Source organism: Bacillus sp. BR3(2024), assembly GCF_039134555.1.
GTDB classification, from domain to species: domain Bacteria; phylum Bacillota; class Bacilli; order Bacillales; family Bacillaceae_G; genus Bacillus_A; species Bacillus_A cereus.
This window is the reverse complement of the sequence record NZ_CP152433.1, coordinates 3,656,543-3,682,896: the sequence shown is the minus strand read 5'-3', so window position 1 is coordinate 3,682,896 and position 26,354 is coordinate 3,656,543. Positions and strand designations below refer to the sequence as shown.

The following is a 26,354-nucleotide window of genomic DNA, read 5'->3' as shown; positions in this document are numbered from 1 at the left end:
AGAAGGTGGCAACATGGTAATTCAATGGTTTCCAGGGCATATGGCGAAGGCTAGACGCCAAGTAACGGAGAAATTAAAATTAATTGATGTTGTAATTGAACTTGTAGATGCTCGATTACCATTATCATCTCGAAACCCAATGATTGATGAAATCATTACACATAAGCCAAGGCTTGTTGTTTTAAATAAAGCGGATATGGCGGATGATCGTTTAACAAAACAATGGATCGCATATTTTAAAGAAAAAGGCCATATGGCAATTTCGATTAACGCGCAAGCTGGACAAGGTATGAAGGAAATTGCAGCAGCTTGTAAAGTACTTGTTAAAGAAAAATTTGATAAAATGGTTGCAAAAGGTATTAGACCGAGAGCGATTCGTGCATTAATTGTAGGTATACCAAATGTTGGTAAATCTACATTGATTAATAAATTGGCAAAGAAAAATATTGCTAAAACAGGAGATCGTCCAGGTGTGACAACAGCTCAACAATGGATTAAAGTTGGGAAGGAAATGGAATTGTTAGATACACCAGGTATTCTGTGGCCTAAATTTGAAGATCAATTAGTGGGTCTTCGTTTAGCGACAACGGGTGCAATTAAAGATTCAATTTTAAATTTACAAGATGTAGCTGTTTACGCATTACGTTTTATGGAGAAACATTATCCAGAACGCTTGAAAGAACGCTATAATTTAAATGAGATTCCAGAAGATATTGTGGAATTATTCGATGCAATTGGAAAAAATAGAGGCTGCTTAATGGGCGGCGGAATGATTGATTATGATAAGACATCTGAGCTTGTGCTTCGTGAGCTTCGTGGTGGCAAACTTGGAAAAATGACGTTTGAAACACCGGAAGAGTTTGGAGAGCAAGTGGAAGATGTGGAAAAAATAGAAGAAGTATAAGACGTGCGTTTGTGCGTCTTTTCTTTTTGGATATGTTTAAAAAGGAGCTTGTATAAATGCAAACTATGACGATAAAAGAAGCGGAAAATGTATTGAAAGAAATTATGAATGAAGAAGATGATCGCTTTCAACTGTTAATGAAAGATGATCGAAAAGGTGTTCAAAAGCTCGTTTTGAAGTGGTATAAACAAAAAGAGTTAGAACAGAAAGAAAAAGAGAAGTTTTTTGAAATGTCCAAGTATGAAAATGCTTTGCGTGAAAAAGGGGTCACATATATCGCGGGTATTGATGAAGTAGGGCGCGGGCCATTGGCTGGGCCTGTTGTGACGGCAGCTGTCGTTCTTCCTGAGGATTTTTATATTCCAGGGTTAAATGACTCAAAAAAGTTGAGTGAAGCGAAACGTGAGCGTTTTTATGATGAAATAAAAGTACAAGCAATTGCAATTGGAGTAGGAATTGTATCACCGCAAGTTATTGATGACATTAATATTTACCAAGCAACGAAACAAGCGATGTTAGATGCAGTTGCAAATTTATCTTGTACACCTCAACATTTATTAATTGATGCGATGAAGCTTCCTACACCAATTCCGCAAACATCAATTATTAAAGGTGATGCGAAAAGTGTTTCGATTTCAGCAGCATCCATTATAGCAAAAGTAACGAGAGATCGTATGATGAAAGAACTGGGAGAGAAGTATCCTGAATATGGATTTGAGCAACATATGGGATATGGCACAAAGCAACATTTAGAGGCAATTGAAGTGCATGGAGTACTAGATGAACACCGCAAGTCATTCGCACCAATTAAAGATATGATTCAAAAATAAGCTGTAAATATACAGCTTATTTTTTTATTTTGGCATATAAACATTACTATTTTCGAAAAAGAATAAAGCGATTTCAGTTTTCTGACACTTTATTGTAGACAGCGTGCCAATCATCTTATACAATGGCAATGTAATGTTTTTTAAACATTAAAAAACTTTTCGAGTAAAACAGGAAAACAGGGGAGGATGGGACCATGAATATCCATGAGTACCAAGGTAAGGCAGTCCTTAGAAGCTATGGGGTTAGCGTTCCGAACGGGAAGGTTGCGTTTACAGTAGAAGAAGCTGTAGAAGCAGCGAAAGAATTAGGAACAGATGTATGTGTAGTGAAAGCACAAATTCACGCTGGTGGACGCGGCAAAGCTGGCGGAGTAAAAGTTGCGAAAAATTTAGATGAAGTTCGTACATATGCAGAAAGCATTTTAGGAACTACACTTGTGACACATCAAACAGGTCCTGAAGGTAAGGAAGTAAAACGCTTACTTATCGAAGAAGGTTGCGATATTAAAAAAGAATATTATGTAGGTCTAGTTTTAGATCGTGCAACTTCTCAAGTTGTTTTAATGGCGTCTGAAGAAGGCGGAACAGAAATTGAAGAAGTAGCAGAAAAAACACCTGAAAAAATCTTTAAAGAATATATTGATCCAGCAGTAGGCTTGCAAGGTTTCCAAGCGCGCCGAATTGCATTTAACATCAATATTCCAAAAGAGCTTGTAGGACAAGCTGTGAAGTTTATGATGGGCTTATATCGTGCGTTTATCGAAAAAGATTGCTCTATCGCTGAGATTAACCCACTTGTTACAACAGGCGAAGGTAAAGTTATGGCATTAGATGCAAAATTAAACTTTGATTCTAATGCGTTATATCGCCATAAAGACATTTTAGAGCTTCGTGATCTTGATGAAGAGGATTCAAAAGAAATTGAAGCTTCAAAATACGACTTAAACTACATTCCTTTAGATGGAAATATCGGTTGTATGGTTAATGGTGCAGGTTTAGCGATGGCTACAATGGATATCATTAAACATTACCACGGTGACCCAGCTAACTTCTTAGATGTTGGTGGCGGTGCAACCGCAGAAAAAGTTACAGAAGCATTCAAAATTATCCTTTCTGACAAAAATGTAAAAGGTATCTTCGTTAACATTTTTGGTGGCATTATGAAGTGTGATGTTATTGCAGAAGGTGTTATTGAAGCAACGAAACAAGTAGGTCTTGAGTTACCTTTAGTTGTACGTCTTGAAGGCACAAACGTAGAACTAGGTAAGAAAATTTTAAATGAGTCTGGCTTAAATATTGTTGCAGCAGAATCTATGGCAGACGGTGCACAAAAAATTGTTTCACTAGTGGGCTAATAGAAAGCGGGGGAGAAAAATGAGCGTATTAGTTAATAAAGATACAAAAGTTATTGTTCAAGGTATTACAGGTTCTCAAGGTTTATTCCATACAAAACAAATGATTGAATACGGTACGAAAATTGTCGGTGGTGTAACACCAGGTAAGGGCGGCACTGATATTGAAGGTGTACCAGTATTTGATACAGTAGAAGATGCAGTGAAAGCAACAGGCGCAAACGCTTCAGTTGTATACGTTCCACCCGCTTTTGCGGCAGATGCAATTATGGAAGCTGTTGATGCAGAAATTGATTTAGTAGTATGTATTACTGAAGGGATTCCTGTATTAGATATGGTAAACGTAAAGAGATATATGGCGGGTAAACATACACGTTTACTTGGACCAAACTGCCCAGGTGTAATCACACCAGATGAATGTAAGATTGGTATTATGCCAGGATATATTCATAAAAAAGGTCATGTTGGTATCGTATCTCGCTCTGGTACATTAACTTATGAAGCTGTACATCAGTTAACACAAGAAGGTATTGGCCAATCTACTGCTGTAGGTATCGGCGGAGACCCTGTTAACGGTACAGACTTTATTGATGCGTTAAAAGCATTTAATGAAGATGAAGAAACACATGCTGTAATTATGATTGGTGAAATCGGCGGTACAGCAGAAGAAGAGGCAGCTGAATGGGTAAAAGCTAATATGACAAAACCTGTCGTAGGCTTCATTGGTGGTCAAACAGCGCCTGCTGGCAAACGTATGGGCCATGCTGGTGCAATCATTTCTGGCGGTAAAGGAACTGCTGCTGAAAAGATTAAAACAATGGAAGCTTGTGGCATTAAAGTAGCTGAAACTCCAGCAGTTATGGGAGAAACGCTAATCTCTGTTTTAAAAGAAAAAGGTTTATTTGAGACTTGTAAAAACTATTAATCTGTTGAAAGACACCTTCTTACTTGAGGGTGTCTTTTTACACTTTTTTCTGTTTACATAATAAAAATTATGGGTAAGTAGAATCAAGATGAAAAGAGAGAGATTATTACATGTTCATTACTTGCTAGCAGATTATTGGAAAGCGATGGAGAGGCTACTATATGTCGATCCAGAATTAAAGAACATATATAATTTTAACGAAAAACAAATGGAACACTACACTGGAATATCCTCGAAAAAATCTTCAGAACTAGTAAAATTTCTTCAAAATTCAAATCTTCCGCAATATATATCTTATTTAGAGAGAAATCGTATTTTTTATATAACGATATGGGATGAAGATTATCCGCAATTATTACGTGAAATACAAGACCCTCCCTTCGTTTTATATGGAAAAGGAGAGAAAGATTTCCTGAATAAAGTAAATAAATTAGCAGTTGTTGGAACGAGAGAACCATCATTATATGGTTATGAGAGTTTGAAGTTTATTTTACACCCTTTATTAGAAAGAGAGTGGCTTATTGTCAGTGGGTTTGCAAAAGGGATAGATACAATGTCTCATGAGATTACAGTAAGGCATCATTGCCCGACTATTGCGATATTAGGGCATGGATTGTCTTTTATGTATCCGAAAGAAAATAGACATTTATATGAAATGTGGAAGGAATATATATTGTTATTGACAGAGTATCCGCCGCACTATGCACCGAAAAAATGGTATTTTCCAAAAAGGAACCGGATTATTAGTGGTATAAGTAAAGGTGTTTTAGTTGTAGAAGCGAAATCGAGAAGTGGAACACTTATTACTGCAGACCTTGCGTTAGAGCAAAATAGAGAGGTGTTTGCGCTTCCTGGACCTATATTTGTAGAGGGGGCATCGGGAACGAATCATCTTATTCAGCAAGGAGCAAAACTAGTAAGAAATGCAGAAGATATCTTGGAAGAGATTTTAAATTAACCTTATATTTTTATGTTTTTATTAAACAATTATTGACAAATGGTAGATTGGCACTGTATGGTATATTCATTCTTGATTGACAAAAACAAGAGAAATCAATAAGATTAATGAAGACTTGAATCCACCTCTTAAGGAGGCACTAGCATGTCAGATTACCTCGTAATCGTGGAGTCGCCTTCTAAGGCGAAGACCATTGAGAAATATTTAGGGAAAAAATACAAAGTTGTCGCGTCTATGGGACATGTTCGCGATTTGCCAAAAAGTCAAATGGGGATAGAAGTAAAGAACAACTTCACCCCGAAGTATATTACCATTCGTGGTAAAGGTCCCGTCTTAAAAGATTTAAAATCAGCGGCGAAAAAAGCAAAGAAAGTCTATCTCGCGGCCGATCCAGACCGTGAAGGGGAAGCGATTGCTTGGCATTTAGCGAATACGTTAAATGTGGACGTTGAATCAGATTGTCGGGTTGTGTTTAATGAGATTACGAAAGATGCAATCAAAGAATCATTTAAACATCCTCGTGCAATTAATATGGATTTAGTGGATGCACAACAAGCAAGACGTATACTTGATCGTCTTGTTGGTTACAATATTAGTCCTTTATTATGGAAGAAAGTAAAAAAAGGATTAAGTGCAGGGCGTGTACAATCTGTAGCAGTTCGTTTAATCATCGAGCGTGAAAGGGAAATTCAAAACTTTGAACCTGAAGAATTCTGGACAATTAAAACAGAATTTGTAAAAGGAAAAGACACATTTGAAGCAAGCTTTTACGGTGTAGATGGTGAAAAAGTTCAATTAACAAATGAAACGCAAGTGAATGAAATAATTGAACAGATGAAAGACAATGCGTTTTCAGTTGAAAATGTAACGCGCAAAGAGCGAAAACGTAATCCTGCATTACCGTTTACAACATCTTCCTTGCAACAAGAAGCAGCACGTAAGTTAAACATGCGAGCAAAGAAAACAATGATGCTTGCACAGCAATTGTATGAAGGGATAGATCTTGGAAAACAAGGAACTGTAGGTCTTATTACGTATATGAGAACTGATTCAACACGTATCTCAGAAACAGCTCAAACAGAGGCTCGTACTTACATCACTGAAGCGTATGGTACGGAATACATAGGAACAGAAAAGAAGAAAGAAACGAAAAAGTCAAATGCACAAGATGCGCATGAGGCAATTCGTCCTACTTCAGTAATGAGAAAGCCAGAGGAACTAAAAAGTTTCTTAGGTCGTGATCAACTTCGATTATATAAATTGATTTGGGAGCGATTTGTTGCAAGTCAAATGGCGTCTGCTATAATGGATACTGTGACAGCGAGACTCATTAATAACAATGTTCAGTTCCGTGCAAGTGGATCAGTTGTAAAGTTCCCAGGATTTATGAAAGTGTATGTAGAGTCAAAAGATGATGGTGCTGAAGAAAAGGATAAGATGTTGCCACCTTTAGAAGTAGGGGAAACTGTATTTTCAAAGGATTTAGAACCAAAGCAACATTTTACACAACCTCCTCCGCGCTATACAGAGGCTCGCCTAGTAAGAACACTTGAAGAACTTGGAATTGGAAGACCGTCAACATATGTACCTACACTTGAAACAATTCAAAAGCGTGGGTATGTAGGTTTGGATAATAAACGCTTCGTTCCGACTGAACTTGGTGAAATAGTAATTGAACTTATTTTAGAGTTTTTCCCAGAAATTATTAACATTGAATTTACTGCCAATATGGAGCAAAGCCTTGATGAAGTAGAAGAAGGAAATGCGAATTGGGTAAAAATTGTTGATGATTTCTACGTAGGTTTTGAACCGCGTTTAGAAAAAGCGGAAAAAGAAATGCGTGAAGTGGAAATTAAAGATGAACCAGCTGGGGAAGATTGTGAATTATGTAATCACCCAATGGTCTTTAAAATGGGTAAATACGGGAAATTTATGGCTTGCTCGAATTTCCCAGATTGTCGTAATACAAAGCCGATTGTGAAAGAAATCGGTGTTACTTGTCCAAAGTGTGATAAGGGTCAAATTATTGAACGCCGTAGTAATAAAAAGAAACGTCTTTTCTATGGGTGCGGTACGTATCCGGAATGCGACTTTGTATCTTGGGATAAGCCAATTGGTCGTAAGTGTCCGAAGTGCGAAGGCATGCTTGTAGAGAAAAAGTTGAAAAAAGGCGTGCAAGTACAATGTATTTCGTGCGATTATGAAGAAGAACAACAAATGTGAGCGTAACTGCTCACATTTTTTTCGGGAAGAAAAGGAAAGGTGATATAAATGACAACACAAGTAGTAAACGTCATTGGCGCAGGTCTTGCAGGAAGTGAAGCAGCTTACCAAATTGCAAAACGTGGTGTCCAAGTTAGATTATATGAAATGAGACCGGTAAGGCAAACGCCAGCTCATCACACAGATAAATTCGCTGAATTAGTATGTAGTAACTCACTTCGTGCAAACACTTTAACAAATGCAGTTGGAGTTATTAAAGAGGAAATGCGCTTAATGGATTCTGTAATTATTCGTGCGGCGGATGAGTGCTCTGTACCAGCTGGAGGTGCTTTAGCTGTAGATCGTCATGAGTTCGCAGCTAAAGTAACAGAATACGTAAAGAACCATCCAAATGTAACTGTAATGAATGAAGAAATTACAGATATTCCAGAGGGACCGACAATTATTGCTACAGGTCCATTAACATCTCCTGATCTTTCTGCAAAATTGAAAGAATTAACAGGAGAAGATTATTTCTACTTCTATGATGCTGCAGCCCCAATCGTAGAAAAAGACAGCATTGACATGAATAAAGTGTATTTAAAATCGCGTTATGACAAAGGTGAAGCTGCATATTTAAATTGCCCAATGACAGAAGAAGAGTTTGATCGTTTTTATGAGGCTCTAATTGCTGCTGAGACAGTGCCTTTAAAAGAGTTTGAAAAAGAAATTTTCTTTGAAGGTTGTATGCCAGTAGAAGTTATGGCAAGTAGAGGGAGACAGACGTTAGTATTTGGACCTATGAAACCTGTTGGATTGGAAGATCCCAAAACAGGGAAAACGCCATATGCTGTTGTTCAGTTACGTCAAGATGATGCAGCGGGAACTTTATACAATATCGTAGGTTTCCAAACTCATTTAAAGTGGGGACCGCAAAAAGAAGTGCTACAGTTAATTCCGGGATTGGAAAATGCAGAGATTGTACGTTATGGTGTAATGCATCGTAATACGTTTATTAATTCACCTAATTTGCTTCGTCCAACATATCAATATAAACAACGTGATGATTTATTCTTCGCTGGTCAAATGACTGGAGTAGAGGGATATGTTGAATCAGCAGCATCAGGATTATTAGCAGGAATTAATGCTGCGCGTCTTGTGCAAGGTGAAGAGCCAGTTGTATTACCGCCAGTAACTGCGATGGGTAGCATGGCAAATTACATTACGGCAACGAACGCTAAAAACTTCCAGCCGATGAATGCGAACTTCGGTCTATTTGCACCGTTAGAGAAGAAGATTAAAAAGAAAGTAGAACGAAATGAAGCGTACGCAGCACGCGCTTTAGAAACGATTCGAAATTTTGTAAATATTTAGTTAAATTTCTTGCAAAGGCTACTAAGTTGTGATACGATTTAGTAGCCTTTATTGAGGTGAGTTGTGTGAATGTGAAGAAATTGTTACAATTATTCGTTGGATATTTACAAATTGAAAGAAATTATTCAAAATATACAATTGCAAGTTATCAAAATGATTTAGAACATTTTGTGCAATTTATGGAACGAGAAGGCATATCCTCTTTTTTAGACGTTACATACGCGGATGTTCGTTTGTACTTAACGACGTTGCACGATGAAAAGTTAGCCCGTAAATCTGTCGCAAGAAAAGTATCAAGCTTACGAAGTTTATATCGTTTTTTGATGCGTGAAGGTTATCGAAAGGATAATCCGTTTGCACTTGCGTCACTCCCCAAAAAAGAATTGTCAATCCCAAAGTTTTTATATGCTGAAGAGTTAGAGGAATTATTTGAAGTTTCTGACAAGGAAACGCCATTAGGTCAAAGGAATCAAGCTTTATTAGAGTTGATGTATGCGACTGGGATCCGTGTGAGTGAATGTGTCAATTTACAACTTACCGATATTGACTTTGCGGTGGGAACAATTTTAGTAATGGGAAAAGGAAAAAAACAAAGGTATATTCCGTTCGGAAGCTATGCGCAAGATTCTTTAATTACTTATATAGAGAATGGGAGAAAACAGTTAGTTAATAAGACTGACGAAGATTCTCATATGGTATTTTTAAATGCGAAAGGTACACCGCTAACAAGTCGTGGGGTTCGTTATGTTTTAAATGAACTCATTAAAAAGGCTTCGCTGACAATGCGGATAAGTCCCCATATGTTAAGGCATACATTTGCTACACATATGCTAGATGAAGGGGCGGATTTACGTACTGTACAGGAGCTATTAGGCCATGAAAATTTGTCGACGACACAAATTTATACGCATGTCTCTAAAGAAAGATTGCGTTCTGTTTACATGAAGCATCACCCGCGGGCATAAATTGCTTTAAAAGCTATAAAAACAAATAAAGGAGTTTTTTCTATGGGGAATTTCCACGCTACAACGATATTTGCAGTTCATCATAATGGAGAATGTGCAATGGCTGGAGATGGCCAAGTGACAATGGGAAATGCTGTTGTAATGAAACATACAGCTCGTAAAGTTCGTAAACTTTTCCAAGGTAAAGTTTTAGCTGGTTTCGCAGGATCAGTTGCTGACGCATTTACTCTTTTTGAAATGTTTGAAGGGAAATTAGAAGAGTATAATGGCAACTTGCAGCGTGCTGCTGTTGAAATGGCAAAACAATGGCGTGGCGATAAAATGTTACGTCAGCTAGAAGCGATGCTCATTGTCATGGATAAAACAACTATGCTCCTTGTTTCAGGTACAGGAGAAGTGATTGAACCGGATGATGGTATTTTAGCAATTGGATCTGGTGGGAATTATGCACTTTCTGCAGGTCGTGCTTTAAAGCAATATGCAAGTGAACACTTAACAGCGAAGCAAATTGCGAAAGCGAGTTTAGAGATTGCTGGCGATATTTGTGTTTATACGAATCACAACATAATTGTTGAAGAATTGTAGAATCGTAAGGGAGGCATTTTATATGCATTTACATTTTACTCCGCGCCAAATTGTGGAAAAATTAGATCAATACATCATCGGTCAAAAAGACGCAAAGAAAGCGGTTGCTGTAGCGTTGAGAAATCGATATCGCCGCAGTAAATTAGCTGAAAATTTACGTGACGAAATTGCGCCTAAAAATATTTTAATGATTGGACCGACAGGTGTTGGGAAAACAGAGGTAGCACGACGAATGGCGAAACTCGTTGGAGCACCTTTTATTAAGGTTGAGGCTACAAAATTCACAGAAGTTGGATATGTGGGTAGAGATGTAGAGTCGATGGTACGTGACTTGGTGGAAACATCGGTTCGTATCGTAAAAGAAGAAATGGTAGTGAAAGTTCAAGATAAAGCAGAAGAGCAAGCGAATCAACGTCTTGTTGAAATTTTAGTGCCGAGTCCGGAGAAGCAATCTGGATTCAAAAATCCATTAGAGATGCTTTTTGGAGGCGCTCAAAATTCGAATCAAACGTCTGATACACAAGAAGATGTTGAAATCGAAAAGAAACGTCAAGATGTGGAGAGAAAGCTTGCTGCAGGGCTTCTTGAAGAAGAAATTGTATCGATTGAAGTGACTGAACAACAGTCTTCCATGTTTGATATGTTACAAGGAACTGGCATGGAACAAATGGGAATGAATTTCCAAGATGCGCTAGGAAGTTTTATGCCGAAAAAAACGAAAAAACGTAAACTTTCTGTAAAAGAAGCAAGAAAACTCTTGACAAATGAAGAGGCACAGCGCTTAATTGATATGGATGAAGTTACACAAGAGGCTGTTTATCGTGCTGAACAGCTCGGGATTATTTTTATCGATGAAATTGACAAAATTGCTGGTAAGCAGTCGAATAGCGTAGATGTATCACGTGAAGGTGTGCAACGTGACATTCTGCCAATTGTAGAAGGGTCGAATGTTGCGACAAAATACGGATCAGTAAAAACGGATTATATTTTATTCGTTGCAGCTGGAGCGTTCCATATGTCTAAACCGTCGGATTTAATTCCGGAATTGCAAGGGAGATTTCCGATTCGAGTAGAATTAACAAAATTATCGACAGACGATTTTGTTAAAATATTAATCGAGCCTGACAATGCGTTAATTAAACAATATATGGCATTATTAGCGACTGAAGGTATAGAAATTGAATTTTCAGACGAAGCTATTCGTAAGATTGCTGAGATTGCTTATCAAGTTAATCAGGATACAGATAATATTGGAGCAAGAAGACTTCATACGATTATGGAGAAGCTCCTTGAAGATTTATCGTTTGAAGCATCTGAAATTACGTTAGAGAAAATAACGATAACACCTCAATACGTTGAGGAGAAATTAGCAACAATTGCTAAAAATAAAGATGTGAGCCAGTTTATTTTGTAATAGTGTCATCAGGTGACTCGCCCTAGTTTCCAAGTGATGAAAAAATATGTGAGTAACATGTAGGAGGAACTTTTGAAATGGAATTATTAGCAAAAACGAGAAAATTAAATGCGTTATTACAGAGCGCAGCAGGGAAGCCTGTAAACTTTAGAGAAATGTCTGACACAATGTGTGAAGTAATCGAAGCAAACGTATTCGTAGTTAGCCGTCGTGGTAAATTACTAGGTTATGCAATTCACCAACAAATCGAAAACGAACGCATGAAGCAAATGCTTGCAGAACGTCAATTCCCAGAAGAATATACACAAAGCTTATTCAACATTACAGAAACATCTTCAAACTTAGATGTGAACAGTGCTTACACAGCATTCCCAGTAGAAAACAGAGAATTATTCGGTCAAGGTTTAACTACAATCGTACCAATCGTTGGTGGCGGTGAGCGTCTAGGTACATTAGTATTAGCTCGTCTTGGTCAAGAGTTCTTAGATGATGATTTAATCCTTGCTGAGTACAGCTCAACTGTTGTAGGTATGGAAATCTTACGTGAAAAAGCAGAAGAAATCGAAGAGGAAGCGCGTAGTAAAGCTGTTGTTCAAATGGCAATCAGCTCATTATCTTACAGTGAGTTAGAAGCAATTGAGCATATCTTCGAAGAATTAAATGGAACAGAAGGTTTACTTGTTGCAAGTAAAATTGCTGATCGCGTAGGAATTACTCGCTCTGTAATCGTAAATGCACTACGTAAATTAGAAAGTGCTGGTGTTATTGAGTCTCGCTCTTTAGGTATGAAAGGAACATACATTAAAGTGCTAAACGACAAGTTTCTACAAGAACTTGCTAAATTAAAAACAAACTAATTTATAAAAAACTCTCCTCAATTGAGGAGAGTTTTTTTGTGCAATGGATAGAAGATGCTTGTGAAAAGTGTCATAAGCGTGTTTTCTGGGAAAACTATTAATTGTATTTACTTTTTTGCTTAAAAGAAAAGAAGGTTGGTAATACTAGAATTCGAGTATGAACAAAGAAAGTTTTACATTGTTCGCATTTTCGACTTGATTGTAATATTTCAGTATGATATAGTAAGCAGTGGTGTCAGTACAAAGTACACACGTTTACTGATTTAAGTGTTGGTGCTACGTTTGTAGTTTCGCTTAGAGATGAAGTAAACGGAGGATATCAAAAACCATTTAGGAGGAACTATATTATGTCAGTAATTTCTATGAAGCAATTGCTTGAAGCTGGTGTTCATTTCGGACATCAAACTCGTCGTTGGAACCCAAAAATGAAGCGTTACATTTTCACAGAGCGTAACGGTATCTACATCATCGACTTACAAAAAACTGTGAAAAAAGTTGAGGAAGCTTACAGAACGATGCGCGACATCGCTGCTGAAGGCGGAGACATCTTATTCGTAGGTACTAAAAAACAAGCACAAGAAGCTATTAAAGAAGAAGCAACTCGTGCTGGTATGTACTTCGTTAACCAACGTTGGTTAGGTGGAACTTTAACAAACTTCCAAACAATCCAAAAGCGTATCAAGCGTCTTAAAGACATCGAAAGAATGCAAGAAGATGGTACTTTCGAAGTACTTCCTAAGAAAGAAGTTGTTCAACTTAAAAAAGAGTTAGAGCGTCTTGAGAAATTCTTAGGCGGTATTAAAGATATGAAAGGTCTTCCAAGTGCATTATTCGTAGTAGACCCTCGTAAAGAGCGTATTGCAGTTGCTGAAGCACGCAAATTACACATTCCAATCATCGGTATCGTTGATACAAACTGTGATCCAGACGAAATCGATCACGTTATCCCAGCAAACGATGATGCAATTCGTGCTGTAAAACTTCTTACATCTAAAATGGCAGACGCGATCCTTGAAGCAAAACAAGGTGAAGAAACTGTTACTGCGTAACAAAGTTGGAAAGGTGATAAGGGGTTCGGCCTTTTATCACCTTTTTTAAGGTATAAACACCTTTATAAAAGGTATAAATACATATTTTAGGAGGATGAAAAGTATGGCAATCACTGCTCAAATGGTAAAAGAATTACGTGAAAAAACTGGCGCAGGTATGATGGACTGCAAAAAAGCTTTAACAGAAACTAATGGCGACATGGAGAAGGCAATTGACTTCTTACGTGAAAAAGGTATTGCGAAAGCTGCTAAAAAAGCAGACCGCATTGCTGCTGAAGGTTTAACTTTCATCGAAACAAACGGTAACGACGCTTTAATCTTAGAATTAAACTCTGAAACTGATTTCGTTGCGAAAAACGAAGGTTTCCAAACACTAATTAAAGAATTAGCTGCTCACTTATTAACTAACAAACCAGCTAACGTTGAAGAAGCTATGGCTCAAACAATGGAAAACGGTAAAAAAGTTGAAGAGCACATCAACGAAGCAATCGCTAAAATTGGTGAAAAACTTACACTTCGTCGTTTCGAAATCGTATCAAAAACTGATGCAGATGCATTCGGTGCTTACCTACACATGGGTGGACGCATTGGTGTATTAACAGTTCTTGAAGGTTCTACTGATGAAGCTGCTGCTAAAGATGTTGCAATGCACATCGCTGCAGTTAACCCTAAATACATCGACCGCGATGCTGTAACAGCTGAAGAAGTTGAGCATGAGCGTCAAGTATTAACACAACAAGCATTAAACGAAGGCAAGCCTGAGAAAATCGTTGCGAAAATGGTTGAAGGCCGTCTAGGCAAATTCTTCGAAGAGATTTGCTTACTTGACCAAGCATTCGTTAAAAACCCTGATATGAAAGTTCGTCAGTTCGTTGAGTCTAAAGGCGGAACATTAAAAGGATTCGTTCGCTACGCTGTTGGTGAAGGTATCGAAAAACGCGAAGACAACTTTGCTGAAGAAGTAATGAACCAAGTAAAAGGTAGTAACTAATACAGATTAGGGAACACATTGTGTTCCCTTTTTTAAAATAAAGATGTAAGCAATTGGAGGTTCATTATGAGTAAACCGAAATATAATCGTGTCGTTTTAAAGCTAAGTGGAGAAGCTTTAGCTGGAGAGCAAGGATTTGGAATTAACCCAACTGTTATTAAGTCAGTTGCGGAACAAGTAAAAGAAATTGCAGAACTTGATGTAGAGGTTGCTGTTGTTGTTGGTGGCGGTAACATTTGGCGTGGAAAAATTGGAAGTGAAATGGGCATGGATCGTGCAGGGGCAGATTACATGGGCATGTTAGCGACAGTTATGAATTCATTAGCTCTTCAAGATAGCTTGGAGAATATCGGAATTCAAACTCGTGTACAAACTTCAATTGAGATGCGTCAAGTTGCAGAACCTTACATTCGTCGTAAAGCAGTTCGTCACTTAGAGAAAAAACGTGTTGTTATCTTTGCAGCAGGTACAGGTAACCCATACTTCTCTACAGATACAACAGCAGCATTACGTGCGGCAGAAATTGAAGCAGATGTAATTTTAATGGCGAAAAACAATGTAGATGGTGTATATAATGCGGATCCATCTATTGATCCAACAGCTACAAAATACGAAACGCTTACTTACTTAGATGTATTAAAAGAAGGTTTAGGTGTAATGGATTCTACAGCTTCTTCTCTATGTATGGATAATGATATTCCACTAATTGTATTCTCAGTTATGGAAAAAGGTAATATTAAACGTGCCGTTTTAGGCGAAAATATCGGAACAGTGGTAAGGGGGAAATAAATATGGGACAACAAGTATTGAAGTCTTCAAATGAAAAAATGGAAAAAGCAGTTGCTGCTTATTCTCGTGAATTAGCAACAGTTCGTGCTGGTCGTGCAAACGCGTCTGTATTAGATAAGGTACAAGTTGATTACTATGGTGCACCAACACCAGTTGTGCAATTAGCGAACATTACAGTTCCAGAAGCGCGTTTACTAGTAATTCAACCTTATGATAAAACTTCTATCGGTGATATTGAAAAAGCAATTTTAAAAGCAGATTTAGGCTTAAACCCTTCTAATGATGGAACTGTAATTCGTATTGCATTCCCTGCACTAACAGAAGAGCGTCGTCGTGATCTTGTAAAAGTTGTGAAAAAATATGCTGAAGAAGCAAAAGTTGCTGTTCGTAACGTACGTCGTGACGGAAATGATGATCTTAAGAAGCTTGAAAAAGCTGGCGAGATTACAGAAGATGATTTAAGAGGATATACTGAAGATATCCAAAAAGAAACAGATAAATATATTGCAAAAGTTGACGAAATCGCAAAAAACAAAGAAAAAGAAATCATGGAAGTGTAATAGCGATAACTTCGCAAATATGACCCTCTTCTTAAGGGGGTCTTTTTACACTTTTAGGCATACGTCTGCTTGCTGGAGGGTATGAATGATGTTTAAAAACTTTCCTTTTTTTAAAGGTAAAAAGGACACATCGTTTGATCATCTCGTTGAAGAAGTGAAAAAAGGATATATCCCAGAACATATTGCCATCATTATGGATGGGAATGGAAGATGGGCAAAGAGGAGAGCAATGCCTCGTATTGCGGGACATCATGAAGGTATGCAAGTTGTAAAGAAAATTACAAAATTTGCAAGTAAACTTAATGTGAAAGTGTTAACTCTCTATGCTTTTTCAACTGAGAACTGGAAAAGACCGAAAAAGGAAGTTGATTATTTAATGAAGCTTCCAGAAGAATTTCTAGGTACATTTTTACCAGAATTGATTGAAGAAAACGTACAAGTCCAAGTAATAGGGCAAAAAGATCGTCTTCCTACGCATACACGCAGAGCGATGGAGAAAGCCATGGAAGATACGAAAGAGAATACGGGATTAATTCTTAATTTCGCGTTAAACTATGGAAGTCGAGATGAAATCGTTTCTGCTGTGCAACATATGATGAAAGATAATGAGGAAGGAAAAATTCGTTCTGAAGAGGTAAGTGAAGAAATGCTTTCCTCCTACTTAATGACGAGTTCTTTACCTGATCCAGAGTTGTTAATCCGAACAAGCGGAGAGCTACGTATTAGTAATTTCATGTTATGGCAAATTGCATATTCGGAGTTTTGGTTTACAGACGTGTATTGGCCAGACTTCAAAGAAGAACATTTGCTAAATGCGATTACTGACTTTCAACATAGAGGGCGCAGATTCGGAGGCGTGTAGAAAGAGAGGGTTTGGTAGTGAAACAGAGAATTATTACTGGAGTGGTTGCTGCCGCGCTATTCATTCCCATCGTAATATACGGTGGCGTGCCTTTTACGGTTTTAGTGTATGCACTTGCTTCTATAGGTTTATATGAATTAATTCGTATGAATAAGCTTACGCTTATTTCAGTACCGACAGTTTTAGCTGCAGTATTATTGTGGATTCTTTTAATTCCAAGTAGTGCATCAGAACTGTTTACATGGATTGGATTAGGTAAATTGGAAATCACATTTGTGATTGTTTTATTACTTTTATCATATACAGTCCTTTCTAAGAATACATTTACTTTTGATAATGCTTCATTTTTACTGATGGCAACGACATATGTGGCAATGGGATTCTTATATTTAAATGAAACGAGAATATTAGGAATTAAATATGTATTTTGCGCATTATTTGTTATATGGGCTACTGATTCAGGCGCATATTTCGTAGGAAAAGCATTGGGCAAGAGAAAATTGTGGCCAGAAATTAGTCCGAATAAAACGATTGAAGGTTCATTAGGCGGTATCGTTTGTGGAATTATTGTGGCACTTGTTTACAACGTGTTCTTCCCAGTCGAATCGAATGTAGTAATTTTAATTGTGCTGACAATTATCATTTCTATTTTTGGACAAATTGGTGATTTAGTACAATCTGCTTTTAAACGTCATTATGGCGTAAAGGATTCAGGTACAATTTTACCTGGGCATGGTGGTATATTAGACCGAACAGATAGTTGGTTATTCGTTTTACCAATTCTCTACTTCTTATTACAATACAATTAATAAATGAACGAGGGGTTGGAGTCATGAAAAACATTAGTTTATTAGGTGCAAGCGGATCAATTGGTACACAAACTTTAGATGTATTACGCTCGCACCCAGACCAATTCCGTCTCGTTGCTTTTTCTGTAGGGAAAAATATTGACTACGCAGTAAAGGTAATTCAAGAATTTTCTCCGCAAATCGTCTCTGTGCAAAGAGAGGAAGATGTTTTAAAATTACAATCTGTTTCTGGTAATACAAAAATTGTATATGGTAGTGAAGGACTTTTAGAAGTAGCATTACATCCAGATGCGGAGATTGTAGTAAATGCTGTTGTAGGTAGCGTAGGGTTGTTACCAACACTTCGTGCAATTGAGGCGAAAAAAACAATTGGAATTGCAAATAAAGAAACGTTAGTAACTGCAGGACATCTTGTAATGGAAGCAGCACGAAAACATAATGTTTCGTTACTTCCAGTAGATAGTGAACATTCGGCTATTTTTCAGTGCTTGAATGGTGAAAATGAAAAAAGAATTTCTCGTCTTATTATAACGGCTTCTGGTGGAAGTTTCCGTGATAAAACGAGGGATGAATTGCATCATGTGACCGTAGAAGATGCGCTTCGACATCCAAACTGGTCAATGGGTTCGAAAATTACAATTGATTCTGCTACAATGATGAATAAGGGACTAGAAGTAATTGAAGCACATTGGCTTTTTGGTATCCCTTATGAGCAAATCGATGTTGTTTTACATAAAGAAAGTATTATCCATTCTATGGTTGAATTTGAAGATCGTAGTGTAATGGCGCAGCTTGGTTCACCTGATATGCGAGTACCAATTCAATACGCACTTACATATCCTGATAGATTGCCTCTTTCAGACACAAAACAGTTAAACTTATGGGAAATAGGGACGTTGCATTTTGAGAAAATGGACCAAGAACGATTCCGTTGTTTACGTTTTGCGTATGAAGCTGGAAAAGCAGGTGGAAGTATGCCAGCTGTAATGAACGCAGCGAATGAAGTAGCTGTTGAAGCCTTTTTACAAAAGAGAATTGGTTTCTTAACAGTGGAAGACCTCATTGAAAAAGCAATGAACCATCACAATGTCATTGCACGACCGAGCTTAGAGGAAATTTTGGAAATTGATGCGGCCACAAGACGGTTTGTGATGGAACAAATTTAGCAAAGGTGGTTATGGAATTGAATACAGCGATTGCCTTTATATTAATTTTCGGTGCACTCGTATTTTTCCATGAGCTAGGGCATCTATATTTCGCAAAAAGAGCAGGTATTTTATGCCGCGAGTTTGCGATTGGTTTTGGTCCGAAAATATTCTCATTTGAAAAGAATGAAACGGTGTATACGATTCGATTACTGCCCCTTGGTGGCTATGTAAGAATGGCCGGCGAGGATGCGGACACAGTTGAGTTAAAGCCTGGGAAAAAGGTTGGCCTTGTATTAAATGAAAAAGACGAAGTTGTGAAATTAGTTTTTGATGGATATGAAAAGTATCCAAATGTTCGTGTTATTGAAGTCGAACAAGCTGATTTGGAGCATAATTTAACAATTTCGGGCTATGAAGAGTACGAGGAAGAGCTTCAAACATTCCGAGTGAATGAAAAGGCTCGTATTATTACTGCGGGGGAAGAAATTCAAATTGCTCCGTATAATAGACAATTTGGCTCGAAAAAACTAGGGCAACGCGCTTTAACAATCTTTGCGGGTCCTGCAATGAACTTCATTTTAGCATTTGTTATTTTTGTGATTCTTGGATTTGTACAAGGGGTTCCTATTGACAAACCAATGGTCGGAAAAGTGATGGATAACAGTGCAGCACAGCAAGCTGGATTGAAAGAGAATGATACAATTCAAGCTATTGATGGGAAAAACACAAGTACATGGAAAGATGTTGTTACTATTGTACGTGAAAACCCAAATAAAGAAATTACGTTACAAGTAAAGCGTGATAATGAACAGTTTAATGTGAAAGTAACGCCAACACTCGATAAAGAAGGAAAAGACGAAGTTGGTAGAATCGGTGTGTATTCTCCTGTAGAGAAAACAGTAATGGGTTCTATTAAATCAGGATTTGAACAAACGTACCAATGGACGAAACTAATTTTTGAATCTCTTGTTAAATTAGTAACTGGTCAATTTTCTATTAATGAGTTATCAGGTCCAGTAGGAATTTATAATCTAACAGATCAAGTTGTAGATTATGGGTTTACGCGTGTACTAAGTTTAGCTGCAGTTCTAAGCATTAATCTTGGTTTATTTAATTTATTACCAGTTCCTGCTTTAGATGGTGGCCGTTTATTCTTCTTCTTAATTGAAGCGTTACGAGGGAAACCAATTGATCGCCAAAAAGAAGGAATGGTTCACTTTATTGGTTTTGCATTATTAATGTTACTTATGTTAGTTGTAACTTGGAATGACATTCGTAAGTTTTTCTTGTAAAATAAAGTGAAACTTATAATGAAATAGAGCTCGTAGAATAAAATCCCTCACCTAACTCGAGGTGAGGGGTTTTACTGCGTGTAAGAGTAAAATGAAGAGGTGCAAATAAATGAAACAAAGTATGGTATTCAGTCCTACATTACGTGAAGTTCCAGCTGATGCTGAAATTAAGAGTCATCAGCTATTACTTCGTGCAGGTTTTATGCGTCAAAATGCTTCTGGTATTTATAGCTTTCTACCATTTGGATTAAAAGTATTACACAAAGTAGAACGTATCGTTCGAGAAGAAATGGAGCGCGCAGGAGCTGTAGAATTATTAATGCCAGCTATGCAAGCTGCGGAATTATGGCAAGAATCAGGTCGTTGGTATTCTTACGGATCTGAATTAATGCGTATGAAAGATCGTAATGCTCGTGAATTCGCATTAGGAGCGACACATGAGGAAGTAATTACGGATCTTGTGCGTGATGAAGTGAAATCATATAAAAAATTACCGTTAACATTATACCAAATTCAAACAAAATTCCGTGATGAGCAAAGACCTCGTTTCGGCTTATTACGTGGAAGAGAGTTTCTAATGAAAGATGCATACTCTTTCCATGCTACACAAGAGAGCTTAGATGAAGTATACGATCGTTTATATAAAGCATACTCTAACATTTTTGCTCGCTGTGGCTTGAATTTCCGTGCAGTTATTGCTGATTCTGGAGCAATGGGCGGAAAAGATACACATGAATTTATGGTATTATCTGATGTTGGTGAAGATACAATTGCATACTCTGACACATCTGATTATGCAGCAAACATCGAAATGGCTCCTGTTGTAGCTACGTATACGAAGAGTGACGAAGCAGAAAAAGCACTTGAAAAAGTAGCAACACCAGACCAAAAAGCAATTGAAGAAGTATCCGCATTCTTAAACATTGCAGCTGACAAGTGCATTAAGTCTATGGTGTTTAAAGTAGATGAGAAATTAGTAGTGGTACTTGTTCGTGGTGATCACGAAGTAAACGATGTGAAAGTGAAAAATGTATACGGCGCTTCAGTTGTTGAGCTTGCTTCTCATGAAGAAGTAAAAGCATTATTAAATTGTGAAGTTGGTTCATTAGGACCGATTAATGTAACAGGTGATATCGAAATTATTGCTGATCATGCTGTAGCATCAATTGTTAACGGATGTTCAGGAGCGAATGAAGAAGGATTCCATTATGTAAATGTAAATCCAGAACGTGACTTTAAAGTAAGTCAATATACAGATTTACGATTCATCCAAGAAGGAGACCAATCTCCAGATGGAAACGGAACAATTCTTTTTGCACGCGGAATTGAAGTTGGTCATGTATTCAAATTAGGAACTCGTTATAGTGAAGCAATGAACGCAACATTCCTGGATGAAAACGGAAAAACACAACCACTTATTATGGGTTGTTACGGTATCGGGGTATCTCGTACAGTGGCAGCAATTGCAGAGCAGTTTAACGATGAGAACGGCTTAGTTTGGCCAAAAGCTGTAGCACCGTTCCATGTGCATGTAATTCCAGTAAATATGAAATCGGATGCACAACGTGAAATGGGTGAAAATATCTACAACTCATTACAAGAACAAGGCTATGAAGTGTTATTAGACGATCGTGCAGAACGTGCAGGTGTTAAATTTGCAGATGCAGATTTATTTGGTCTTCCAGTTCGTGTTACAGTTGGTAAAAAAGCAGACGAAGGTATTGTAGAAGTGAAAGTACGTGCTACAGGTGAGTCTGAAGAAGTAAAAGTAGAAGAACTTCAAACATATATTGCAAATATTTTAAAATAAGAAGAGGTACCTCGTAATGGGGTACCTTCTCTTTCTTTGTAAACGTATTTTGTAAAAGAAGAGGTGAGAAATCTTTCTTTGTGGTACGTTTCAATTTATAATAGCAAATGGAAGGAGAGTGCTTATGTCTTTAACAAATGAACAACAAGAGCGATTTCAAATTTTGCTCCAGCAGTTGCAAATACCAGACGACCTTATAAATCAATATTTACAAGGCGGTGGTATTGAAAGGCTCGTTATTGATAAAGCGAATAAAAGTTGGCATTTTGATTTACAAGTGCCACGTATTTTGCCTACAGAATTATATGAATTGCTAGAAACAAAGCTTAAGCAATCATTTTCTCATATTGCAAGAACAACATTTGCATTAGAAACAGAGAATAAACAATTTACAGAAGAAGAAGTGAGGGCGTATTGGCCGCTTTGTACGGAACGAATTACATTTTCACCTATGTTCGCATACTTAAAGAAGCAGCTTCCACAGGTGAATGGAGTGAAGTTGCTAATAAATGTGAATAACGAGTTGGAGTCTACTGCTTTAAAGAAAAACGTTGCGAAACCAGTAGGGGATCAATACGAAGTTTTTGGATTCCCGCGTTTTCAGTTAGACACACATATACAGCAAAATACAGAAGAAATGCAAAAGTTTCGTGAACAAACGCAGCAAGAAGACCGCGAGCGTGTTATACAAGCTATGGAAGAAATGGCGAAGAAGCAAGCTGAAGAAAGCAGCGTTGTGTATGAAGGACCGATTACACTCGGGTATCTTATTAAGCCAGATGAAGAGATTACACCGATGCGAGAAATTCAAGATGAAGAAAGAAGAAAAACGGTTCAAGGATATGTCTTCCATGTAGAAACAAAAGAGCTTCGTAGTGGACGTACGTTATTAACTTTAAAAATAACGGATTATACGGATTCTATTATGATCAAAATGTTCTCGCGTGACAAAGAAGATATTCCAATGCTGCAATCCTTGAAAAAAGGAATGTGGGTGAAAGCGCGTGGTTCTGTTCAAAACGATACATTCGTTCGAGATTTAGTAATGATTGCAAATGATATTAATGAAATCACAGGACCGTCTCGTAAAGATAAAGCACCAGAAGGCGAAAAACGAGTAGAGCTGCATCTCCATACTCCGATGAGTCAAATGGACGCTGTCACTCCAGTTTCTAAGCTTGTTGCTCAAGCTGGTAAATGGGGACATGAGGCTATTGCGGTTACAGACCATGCCGTGGCTCAGTCTTTCCCAGAGGCGTATTCTGCGGGGAAGAAGGCTGGAGTTAAAGTTATATATGGTGTAGAAGCAAATTTAGTTAATGATGGTGTACCGATAGCATATAACGAAGCGCATCGTTTACTTGCAGAGGAAACGTATGTTGTTTTCGACGTTGAGACGACAGGTTTATCAGCTGTATACGATACAGTTATTGAGTTGGCTGCTGTAAAAGTAAAGGGTGGCGAAATTATTGACCGCTTTGAATCTTTTGCAAATCCGCATCAACCATTATCGGCGACGATCATTGAATTAACAGGTATTACAGATGATATGTTAACTGATGCACCTGAAGTGGACGAAGTGTTTAAAAAGTTTGAGGAATGGATGGGCGACCATACACTTGTTGCCCATAATGCGAGCTTTGATATGGGCTTTATTAACGTAGGTTTTAAAAAGGCTGGACTAGAAAAAACGAATAACCCCGTTATTGATACGTTAGAACTTGCACGATTCTTATTCCCAGAAATGAAAAATCATCGATTAAATACGATGTGTAAAAAACTTGATATTGAATTAACACAACATCACCGTGCGATTTATGATACAGAAGCGACGGGATATTTACTTGTGAAAATGTTGAAAGACGTAATTGAAAAGGGATTTGAATATCACGATCAATTAAATGATAGCATGGGACAAGGGGATGCGTATAAGCGTGGCCGTCCAAGTCATATGACGTTACTTGCCACATCAGATGTTGGATTGAAAAATTTATATAAACTTGTTTCATATTCTCACCTTAATTACTTTTACCGTGTACCACGTGTGCCGAGGTCACTATTAAAAAAATACCGTGAAGGAATTTTAGTAGGAACGGCTTGTGATAAAGGTGAAGTTTTCGAGGCAATGATGCAAAAGGCACCTGAAGAGGTAGAAGAAATTGCCCAGTTCTATGATTACATTGAAGTAATGCCTCCAGAGGTGTTGCGTCATTTAGTAGAACGTGAACTTGTTCGAGACGAAGGTCAATTAAAAACAATTATTTCTAACTTAGTAAAACTAGGTGAGACGTTAGATAAACCAGTTGTTGCTACAGGAAACGTGCATTATTTAGACCCTGAGGATGCAATGTATCGTAAAATTTTAGTCAGTTCGCAGGGCGGAGCCAATCCGTTAAATCGACATTCATTACCGCCAGTACATTTCCGTACAACTGATGAAATGTTAGAATGTTTTTCATTCTTAGGTGAAGATAAAGCGAAAGAAGTTGTTGTAACAAATACACAAAAGATTGCGTCATTAATTGGTGATGTGCATCCAGTAAAAGACGATCTATACACACCGAAAATTGAAGGTGCTGATGATGAAACGCGTGATATGAGTTATAAAATGGCGCGTAGCATTTATGGTGAAGAGCTACCGGAAATTGTAGAAGCACGTTTAGAAAAAGAATTAAAAAGTATTATTGGGCATGGATTCGCCGTAATTTATTTAATTTCACATAAGCTTGTGAAAAAATCGTTAGTAGACGGATATCTAGTAGGTTCGCGTGGATCGGTAGGATCATCATTTGTTGCAACGATGATGGAAATTACAGAAGTAAACCCATTACCACCACACTATGTATGTCCGAAGTGTAAGCAATCAGAATTCTTTAATGATGGTTCTGTAGGCTCTGGTTTTGACTTACCAGATAAAGAATGTCCTGCTTGTAATATTCCATATGTAAAAGATGGACATGACATTCCGTTCGAAACATTCCTTGGATTTAAAGGAGATAAGGTACCCGATATCGATTTGAACTTCTCCGGGGAATACCAACCACGTGCCCATAACTATACGAAAGTACTGTTCGGTGAAGACTATGTATATCGTGCAGGAACGATTGGTACAGTTGCGGAAAAAACTGCTTACGGATATGTAAAAGGTTATGCAAATGATCATAACTTAACGATTCGAAATGCAGAGATTGATCGCTTAGTAGCAGGGTGTACCGGTGTAAAACGTACAACAGGACAGCATCCAGGCGGTATTATCGTTGTGCCAGATTACATGGATATCTTTGATTTCTCACCAATACAGTATCCAGCTGATTCAATTGGTGCTGAATGGAGAACAACGCATTTTGATTTCCACTCGATTCATGATAATTTATTGAAACTTGATATACTAGGACACGATGATCCGACCGTTATTCGTATGTTACAAGATTTAAGTGGTATTGATCCGAAAACAATCCCAACGGATGATCCAGAAGTAATGAAAATTTTCTCTGGTCCAGAATCGTTAGGGGTAACGGAAGAACAAATTAACTGTAAAACAGGTACACTTGGTATACCAGAGTTTGGTACAAAATTCGTAAGACAGATGTTAGAAGAGACAAAACCGACGACATTCTCAGAGTTAGTCCAAATTTCTGGACTATCACATGGTACCGACGTATGGCTTGGTAATGCAAACGAGTTAATTTATAACGGTACATGTACGCTGAGCGAAGTTATCGGTTGTCGTGATGACATCATGGTATATTTAATCTATCAAGGTCTAGATCCATCATTAGCCTTCAAAATCATGGAGTCGGTTCGTAAAGGTAAAGGTGTACCGGAAGAATGGGAAGAAGACATGAAAAATAATAATGTACCAGGTTGGTATATTGATTCATGTAAGAAGATTAAATACATGTTCCCTAAAGCCCATGCGGCTGCTTACGTACTTATGGCTGTACGTATCGCATACTTTAAAGTACATTTTGCACTGTTATTCTATGCCGCATATTTTACAGTTCGTGCAGATGATTTTGATGTAGAGGCAATGGCGAAAGGTTCAGCATCTATACGTGCAAGAATTGATGAAATTGCTCAAAAGGGACTCGATGCTGCGCCGAAAGAGAAGAGTTTATTAACGGTACTAGAAATGACACTTGAAATGTGTGAGCGTGGATACTCATTCCAAAAGGTGGATTTATACCGCTCACATGCAACAGAATTTATTATTGATGGAGATACATTAATCCCTCCATTTAATGCAGTACCTGGTCTTGGCACAAACGCAGCTTTAAGTATTGTAGAAGCACGTAAAAATGGAGACTTCTTATCAAAAGAAGACTTGCAACAGCGAAGTAAGGTTTCGAAAACAATTATTGAGTATTTAGATAGCCAAGGTTGTTTAGGAGACTTACCAGATCAAAACCAGTTATCACTGTTCTAGTAGGTAGGAAAAGTCTTTGCAAATCAACATTTCCTATGATATACTATTAACCGAGATAACCATGTCATGTATATTGTGTAAAGAAAAGAGTGGGGAAACCCACTCTTTCGTGTTACTATCTATGTTTTATCTACGTAGATAGGTAAAAGATTTCTGTCGTATATACATATTTTGTTACAAGTTTTACTTCTTAAATTTGGTAATACTAAGACAGATAATCCCTGCTGAACAGCAGGGGCTTTTGTTAGCTAA

The 26,354-nt window shown here is 37.7% G+C and carries 21 protein-coding genes; all 21 read left to right on the top strand.

The window, feature by feature from the left end; genetic code table 11:
• Positions 1-13 precede the first annotated feature (13 nt).
• The gene (ylqF, locus tag V7S45_RS18760; protein WP_000236704.1) at positions 14-904 is read left to right on the top strand and encodes a ribosome biogenesis GTPase YlqF; all 891 of its coding nucleotides are present in this window, start codon (positions 14-16) and stop codon (positions 902-904) included.
• Positions 905-960: 56 nt separating this feature from the next.
• Positions 961-1,734: a ribonuclease HII gene (locus V7S45_RS18755; RefSeq protein WP_001194265.1), complete on the top strand. Its 774-nt coding sequence runs from the start codon at positions 961-963 to the stop codon at positions 1,732-1,734.
• A gap of 194 nt (positions 1,735-1,928) precedes the next feature.
• Positions 1,929-3,089 carry an ADP-forming succinate--CoA ligase subunit beta gene (gene sucC, locus V7S45_RS18750; protein WP_001020791.1) on the top strand — a complete coding sequence of 387 codons (1,161 nt, stop codon included), beginning with the start codon at positions 1,929-1,931 and terminating at the stop codon, positions 3,087-3,089.
• Positions 3,090-3,108: 19 nt separating this feature from the next.
• A complete protein-coding gene (gene sucD, locus V7S45_RS18745; RefSeq protein ID WP_000115178.1) occupies positions 3,109-4,011 on the top strand; it encodes a succinate--CoA ligase subunit alpha in 903 nt (300 codons plus the stop codon).
• An 88-nt stretch (positions 4,012-4,099) separates the two neighbouring features.
• Positions 4,100-4,969 (top strand): DNA-processing protein DprA, encoded by an 870-nt coding sequence (gene dprA / locus V7S45_RS18740; RefSeq protein WP_000818060.1) that lies wholly within the window; start codon positions 4,100-4,102, stop codon positions 4,967-4,969.
• 144 nt (positions 4,970-5,113) lie between these two features.
• Positions 5,114-7,192 carry a type I DNA topoisomerase gene (gene topA / locus V7S45_RS18735; protein ID WP_001286963.1) on the top strand — a complete coding sequence of 693 codons (2,079 nt, stop codon included), beginning with the start codon at positions 5,114-5,116 and terminating at the stop codon, positions 7,190-7,192.
• 48 nt (positions 7,193-7,240) lie between these two features.
• Positions 7,241-8,545 (top strand): FADH(2)-oxidizing methylenetetrahydrofolate--tRNA-(uracil(54)-C(5))-methyltransferase TrmFO, encoded by a 1,305-nt coding sequence (trmFO, locus tag V7S45_RS18730; RefSeq protein WP_000213003.1) that lies wholly within the window; start codon positions 7,241-7,243, stop codon positions 8,543-8,545.
• Positions 8,546-8,610: 65 nt separating this feature from the next.
• On the top strand, positions 8,611-9,510 hold the full coding sequence (xerC, locus tag V7S45_RS18725) for a tyrosine recombinase XerC (RefSeq protein WP_025688856.1): 900 nt from the start codon (positions 8,611-8,613) through the stop codon (positions 9,508-9,510).
• Between the two features lie 42 nt (positions 9,511-9,552).
• Entirely contained in the window at positions 9,553-10,095 is a 543-nt protein-coding gene (gene hslV, locus V7S45_RS18720) for an ATP-dependent protease proteolytic subunit HslV (protein WP_000526272.1), read from the top strand.
• Positions 10,096-10,117: 22 nt separating this feature from the next.
• Positions 10,118-11,509 (top strand): ATP-dependent protease ATPase subunit HslU, encoded by a 1,392-nt coding sequence (hslU, locus tag V7S45_RS18715; RefSeq protein ID WP_000550078.1) that lies wholly within the window; start codon positions 10,118-10,120, stop codon positions 11,507-11,509.
• A 77-nt stretch (positions 11,510-11,586) separates the two neighbouring features.
• Entirely contained in the window at positions 11,587-12,366 is a 780-nt protein-coding gene (gene codY / locus V7S45_RS18710) for a GTP-sensing pleiotropic transcriptional regulator CodY (protein ID WP_000421290.1), read from the top strand.
• A gap of 347 nt (positions 12,367-12,713) precedes the next feature.
• Positions 12,714-13,415 (top strand): 30S ribosomal protein S2, encoded by a 702-nt coding sequence (gene rpsB / locus V7S45_RS18705; RefSeq protein ID WP_000111485.1) that lies wholly within the window; start codon positions 12,714-12,716, stop codon positions 13,413-13,415.
• A 103-nt stretch (positions 13,416-13,518) separates the two neighbouring features.
• Positions 13,519-14,406 (top strand): translation elongation factor Ts, encoded by an 888-nt coding sequence (tsf, locus tag V7S45_RS18700; RefSeq protein WP_001018578.1) that lies wholly within the window; start codon positions 13,519-13,521, stop codon positions 14,404-14,406.
• Positions 14,407-14,472: 66 nt separating this feature from the next.
• On the top strand, positions 14,473-15,195 hold the full coding sequence (gene pyrH / locus V7S45_RS18695; RefSeq protein ID WP_000042668.1) for a UMP kinase: 723 nt from the start codon (positions 14,473-14,475) through the stop codon (positions 15,193-15,195).
• Between the two features lie 2 nt (positions 15,196-15,197).
• Positions 15,198-15,755, top strand: a complete 558-nt coding sequence (gene frr, locus V7S45_RS18690; RefSeq protein WP_000531501.1) for a ribosome recycling factor — start codon at positions 15,198-15,200, stop codon at positions 15,753-15,755.
• An 85-nt stretch (positions 15,756-15,840) separates the two neighbouring features.
• Positions 15,841-16,617, top strand: coding sequence for an isoprenyl transferase (gene uppS, locus V7S45_RS18685; protein ID WP_257115651.1), 777 nt, complete (start codon positions 15,841-15,843; stop codon positions 16,615-16,617).
• A 17-nt stretch (positions 16,618-16,634) separates the two neighbouring features.
• Positions 16,635-17,426, top strand: a complete 792-nt coding sequence (cdsA, locus tag V7S45_RS18680; protein WP_000813592.1) for a phosphatidate cytidylyltransferase — start codon at positions 16,635-16,637, stop codon at positions 17,424-17,426.
• A gap of 23 nt (positions 17,427-17,449) precedes the next feature.
• Positions 17,450-18,592 (top strand): 1-deoxy-D-xylulose-5-phosphate reductoisomerase, encoded by a 1,143-nt coding sequence (gene dxr / locus V7S45_RS18675; protein WP_000790373.1) that lies wholly within the window; start codon positions 17,450-17,452, stop codon positions 18,590-18,592.
• Positions 18,593-18,609: 17 nt separating this feature from the next.
• Positions 18,610-19,866 (top strand): RIP metalloprotease RseP, encoded by a 1,257-nt coding sequence (rseP, locus tag V7S45_RS18670; RefSeq protein ID WP_001090243.1) that lies wholly within the window; start codon positions 18,610-18,612, stop codon positions 19,864-19,866.
• Positions 19,867-19,975: 109 nt separating this feature from the next.
• On the top strand, positions 19,976-21,676 hold the full coding sequence (locus tag V7S45_RS18665) for a proline--tRNA ligase (RefSeq protein ID WP_000814299.1): 1,701 nt from the start codon (positions 19,976-19,978) through the stop codon (positions 21,674-21,676).
• A gap of 124 nt (positions 21,677-21,800) precedes the next feature.
• Complete coding sequence (locus V7S45_RS18660; RefSeq protein ID WP_000060005.1) at positions 21,801-26,102, top strand: PolC-type DNA polymerase III; 4,302 nt, start codon at positions 21,801-21,803, stop codon at positions 26,100-26,102.
• Positions 26,103-26,354 lie beyond the last annotated feature (252 nt).

What these genes read in the sequence shown, in the direction of transcription:
- ylqF (WP_000236704.1), top strand. Translation starts at nt 14, where the DNA reads ATGGTAATTCAATGGTTTCCAGGGCATATGGCGAAGGCTAGACGCCAA.
- V7S45_RS18755 (WP_001194265.1), top strand. Translation starts at nt 961, where the DNA reads ATGCAAACTATGACGATAAAAGAAGCGGAAAATGTATTGAAAGAAATT.
- sucC (WP_001020791.1), top strand. Translation starts at nt 1,929, where the DNA reads ATGAATATCCATGAGTACCAAGGTAAGGCAGTCCTTAGAAGCTATGGG.
- sucD (WP_000115178.1), top strand. Translation starts at nt 3,109, where the DNA reads ATGAGCGTATTAGTTAATAAAGATACAAAAGTTATTGTTCAAGGTATT.
- dprA (WP_000818060.1), top strand. Translation starts at nt 4,100, where the DNA reads ATGAAAAGAGAGAGATTATTACATGTTCATTACTTGCTAGCAGATTAT.
- topA (WP_001286963.1), top strand. Translation starts at nt 5,114, where the DNA reads ATGTCAGATTACCTCGTAATCGTGGAGTCGCCTTCTAAGGCGAAGACC.
- trmFO (WP_000213003.1), top strand. Translation starts at nt 7,241, where the DNA reads ATGACAACACAAGTAGTAAACGTCATTGGCGCAGGTCTTGCAGGAAGT.
- hslV (WP_000526272.1), top strand. Translation starts at nt 9,553, where the DNA reads ATGGGGAATTTCCACGCTACAACGATATTTGCAGTTCATCATAATGGA.
- hslU (WP_000550078.1), top strand. Translation starts at nt 10,118, where the DNA reads ATGCATTTACATTTTACTCCGCGCCAAATTGTGGAAAAATTAGATCAA.
- codY (WP_000421290.1), top strand. Translation starts at nt 11,587, where the DNA reads ATGGAATTATTAGCAAAAACGAGAAAATTAAATGCGTTATTACAGAGC.
- rpsB (WP_000111485.1), top strand. Translation starts at nt 12,714, where the DNA reads ATGTCAGTAATTTCTATGAAGCAATTGCTTGAAGCTGGTGTTCATTTC.
- tsf (WP_001018578.1), top strand. Translation starts at nt 13,519, where the DNA reads ATGGCAATCACTGCTCAAATGGTAAAAGAATTACGTGAAAAAACTGGC.
- pyrH (WP_000042668.1), top strand. Translation starts at nt 14,473, where the DNA reads ATGAGTAAACCGAAATATAATCGTGTCGTTTTAAAGCTAAGTGGAGAA.
- frr (WP_000531501.1), top strand. Translation starts at nt 15,198, where the DNA reads ATGGGACAACAAGTATTGAAGTCTTCAAATGAAAAAATGGAAAAAGCA.
- uppS (WP_257115651.1), top strand. Translation starts at nt 15,841, where the DNA reads ATGATGTTTAAAAACTTTCCTTTTTTTAAAGGTAAAAAGGACACATCG.
- dxr (WP_000790373.1), top strand. Translation starts at nt 17,450, where the DNA reads ATGAAAAACATTAGTTTATTAGGTGCAAGCGGATCAATTGGTACACAA.
- V7S45_RS18665 (WP_000814299.1), top strand. Translation starts at nt 19,976, where the DNA reads ATGAAACAAAGTATGGTATTCAGTCCTACATTACGTGAAGTTCCAGCT.
- V7S45_RS18660 (WP_000060005.1), top strand. Translation starts at nt 21,801, where the DNA reads ATGTCTTTAACAAATGAACAACAAGAGCGATTTCAAATTTTGCTCCAG.